Source organism: Mesorhizobium sp. M4A.F.Ca.ET.090.04.2.1, from assembly GCF_003999085.1.
In the GTDB taxonomy this organism is placed as follows: Bacteria; Pseudomonadota; Alphaproteobacteria; order Rhizobiales; family Rhizobiaceae; genus Mesorhizobium.
In genome coordinates, this window is record NZ_RZOT01000561.1 from 1 (window position 1) to 3,870 (window position 3,870).

The window sequence follows — 3,870 nt, forward strand, 5'->3', positions numbered from 1 at the left end:
GACGACCGTATAGACCCATTGCGGGTTCTCGCCTTGCCCGTGCGCGTTGCTGTCGGGAAAGACAAAACCCTCGCGCACCGCCTCGATGGTGCCTTGCCTGCCGCGCGCATAGCGCGGCAGCCGCGTGTGGCCGTTCGGATTGAAATTCTTCGTCCGCACCCGCTGGCCGGCCTTGAACAGCGCCGGCGTGGCGACCGGCCGGTTGCATGGGCCGCCCCTGGCCAGCGCAGCCGGCACGTTTTCCGCCTTCAGCACTCTCTTGGGAGCAGCTGCCGGATCGAGCGCCCGGCCCTCGGCCAGATCGCGGTCGCTGATGAAGCCATGGCGCTTCAACAGCACTTCCAGCGCCTTGATCCAGATCTGGTAGTAGCTGGAGGCATAGTAGTCGGCCGGATGCAGCGATTCCCGCGCGTGCCGGCTCTCGTCGATGTTCCAGGCGCCCATCGCACCCGCAGTGAGCGTCACGCCGAGTGCCCGCCTTTCCCAGGCGGCGTGGAAATAGGGCTCGTCCTTCTCGGGCGCGACCGGCCCGAAGCCCATCTGCCCGCCGAGATCCTGCGGCCCGTTCATGCCGGCTCCCCCGTCATGGCGGCGCCTTGGCCAGCGCGGTGCCGATCATCGCATCGCGGCTCACCAGCTCGGCCAGTTGCTCCTCGCTCCAGCCCTCGGTGCCCTCCGGCCGCATCGGCACCACCAGATAGCGCAGCTCCGCCGTCGAATCCCAGACGCGGATCTTCTTGTCCGCCGGCAGGGTCAGGCCGAATTCGGCCAGCACGCCGCGCGGATCGATCACCGCCCGCGAGCGATACGGCGGCGCCTTGTACCAGACCGGCGGCAGGCCGAGCACCGTCCATGGATAGCAGGAGCACAGCGTGCAGACGACGAGATTGTGCGTCTCTTCGCTGTTGAAGACGGCCTGCATGTGCTCGCCCTGCCGGCCGGTATAGCCCAGCGATTCGATCGCCGCCGTCGCATCGCGCCTCAGCCAGTCGGCATAGGCCGGATCGGTCCAGGCCTTGGCCACCACCCGGGCGCCGTTGCGCGGGCCGATCTTGGTCTCGTAGGTGTCGACGATGACGTCGATCGCGGCCGGATCGATCAGGCCTTTCTGGGTGAGGATAGTTTCCAGCGCGCGCACGCGCGCCGCGAACGGATCGAGTTCGTTGTCATGGTCATGATCGTGGGACATGAGCTCAGACTAGAACCGCCGACACGTGGCCGCAAGCATGACGGCTTGGGCCAGCAAGCGGCGGATCGAGCTATTCGGCCGCCGCTTTCTGGAGCTGGATGACCCGGCCTTCTTCCGGATCGAACAGCGACGGTTGCTCCGCACTTTCGACAGCATGCAGCGCCGACCGGCTCTTCTTAAAGGAGAAGCCGAGCAGCCAGCCGGAGAAATTCTCGAAATAGACGTAGATCACCGGCGTGACGAAGAGCGTCAATGCCTGCGAGGCGAGCAGGCCGCCGACCACCGCGACGCCGAGCGGCTGGCGCAGTTCGGCGCTGGCGCCGGTGCCGAGCGCGATCGGGAACGTGCCCATCAGCGCGGCAAGCGTCGTCATCATGATCGGCCGGAAACGCATCAGGCAGGCCTTGTGGATGGACTCCACCGCCGACATGCCCTCGCGCCTGAGCTCCAGCGCCACATCGACCATCATGATGCCGTTCTTCTTGACGATGCCGATCAGCATCAGGATGCCGATCACCGCGATCACCGAAATATCCATGCCGGCAAACCGCAGCGCCACCACCGCCCCGAGCACCGCCGACGGCAGGCCGGTGAGGATGGTGAGCGGATGGATGAAGCTCTCGTAGAGCATGCCGAGCACGATGTAGATGGTCAGGATAGCGCCGCCGATCAGCAGCCCCTGGTTGGCGAGCGAATCCTGGAAGATCTTGGCGGTGCCGGCAAAGCTGGTGCCGATCGTTGTCGGCATGCCGACCTGCTCCTTGAGCTGGTCGATGCGGGTCACGCTGTCGCCCAGCGCCACGCCCGGCGGCAGATTGTAGGAAATCGTCACCGCCGGAAGCTGGCCGAGCTGGTTGACGGTGAGCGCGCCGGCCGTGCGGTCTACATGGGCGAAGGCGCCAAGCGGCACCAGGCTGCCGCTCGCCGTCCGCACCTGGATGGCGAGCATGCGCTCGGGCGACCATTCGATCTTCGGGTCGAGCTCGGTGATCACGGCATAGCTGTCGGCCGAGCCGAAGATCGTCGAGACCTGATCGGTGCCGAAGCCGCCATAGAGGGCCGAGCGCAGCGTATCGGTATCGATGCCGAGCTGGGCGGCCTTGTCGCGGTCCACCACCAACGACGCCTGTAGGGCATTGTTCTGCAGGTCGCTGGTGACATCGGCGAAGAAATTGTGGTCCGCCGCCATCGCGTCATTCAGCTTCTGTGCCCAGATATCGGTCTGGCCGGTATCGAGGCCTTGAACCACGAGCTGGTAGGCGCTGGCCGACGACCGCGAACCCAGCCTCAGGTTCTGCACCGGCTGCATATAGGTCTCGATGCCGGCCACCCCTGCCAGTTGCTTGCGCAGATCCGAGAGCACCTTTTCGATGTCCGGGCGCTTGTCCTTGTCCTTGAGCTGCACGAACAACTGGCCCTGGTTGAGCGCATTGTTGCCGCTGCCCGCCGACCACGCCACATGATCGACATAGGGCGAGTGGGAGAAAACGCTGGCCACCTGGCCCTGCAGCTTGGCCATGGCGTCGAACGAGATGTCCTGGCGTGCGACCGTCGTCACCGATATCTGGCCGATGTCCTCCTGTGGGAAGAAGCCCTTCGGCGAGACCTCGATCAGCCAGACCGACGCCGCAGCGGTGCCGATGAAGACGAGGAACACCAAAAAGGTGTGGCGCAGGCAGAAGCTCAGCAGCCAGTCGTAGCAGCGTGTGACGAAGTCATGCCTGTGGCCGCCTCCATGGGCTTCCCTCTCCGCCTTCGAGACCGAAAGCAGGCGCGAGCAGAGCATCGGCGTCAGCGTCAGCGAGACGAACATCGACGCCAGGATGGCGACGGTCACCACGACCGCGAACTCGTTGAAGATCCGGCCGATGACGCCGCCCATCAACAGCACGGGAATGAACACCGCCACCAGCGAGATCGAGATCGAGATGATGGTGAAGCCGATTTCGCGCGCGCCCTTCAGCGACGCGTCGAAGGCCGAAAACCCGTCCTCCTCCATGTGCCGGAAGATGTTTTCGAGCATGACGATGGCGTCGTCGACGACCAGGCCGACGGCGAGCGTCAGTCCCATCAGCGAGATGTTGTCGATGGAAAAGCCTAACAGGAACATCGCGCCGAGCGTGGCGATCAGCGAGATCGGCACGGCGACGGCCGGGATGATCGTCGCGGTGACGCGGCGCAGGAAGACGAAGATCACCATCACCACCAGCGCGATGGTCAAAAGCAGCGTGAACTGCACGTCGTCGACGGCCTGGCGGATCGAGGTCGAGCGGTCGTTGAGCAGCTTGATCGAGGCAGCGCCCGGCATCTGGTCCTGGAAGGACGGCAGCATCGCCTTGACCTTGTCGACGACGTCGACCGTGTTGGCGTCCGGCTGGCGCTGCACGGCCATGATGATCGCGCGGGTGCCGTCATACCAGCTCGCTGTCGTCGTGGTCTGAACCGAATCGACGACGCGGGTCACATCGCCCAGCCGTACCGGGTGACCGTCTTTGGTGGCGATGATGAGATTCGCGAAACCCGCCGCGTTGTTAAGCTGAGTATTGGCGGTGATGGTCAATTGCTGCTTGTCGTTCTGCAGCACGCCGAGCGGCGTGTTGCTGTTGGCCGACGCCACCGCCGTCTGCAGCTGGTCGATCGAGATGCCGCGCGCGGCGAGCGCCGTCGGGTCGATCTGGATG

The 3,870-nt window shown here is 65.0% G+C and carries 3 protein-coding genes; all 3 read right to left on the reverse strand.

What is annotated here, in order from left to right; all coding sequences use genetic code 11:
- Positions 1-570, reverse strand: a 570-nt coding sequence (gene nthB / locus EN781_RS28050; protein WP_127400536.1) for a nitrile hydratase subunit beta, incomplete at its 3' end; no start/stop codon positions are given.
- Between the two features lie 13 nt (positions 571-583).
- Positions 584-1,189, reverse strand: coding sequence for a nitrile hydratase subunit alpha (gene nthA / locus EN781_RS28055; protein ID WP_126053975.1), 606 nt, complete (start codon positions 1,187-1,189; stop codon positions 584-586).
- Between the two features lie 70 nt (positions 1,190-1,259).
- A partial coding sequence (locus EN781_RS28060; RefSeq protein ID WP_145965667.1) for an efflux RND transporter permease subunit occupies positions 1,260-3,870 on the reverse strand: 2,611 nt, incomplete at its 5' end.

Excerpts from the sequence above, each read along its gene's own strand:
- nthA (WP_126053975.1), bottom strand. The coding sequence starts at position 1,189 with ATGTCCCACGATCATGACCATGACAACGAACTCGATCCGTTCGCGGCG.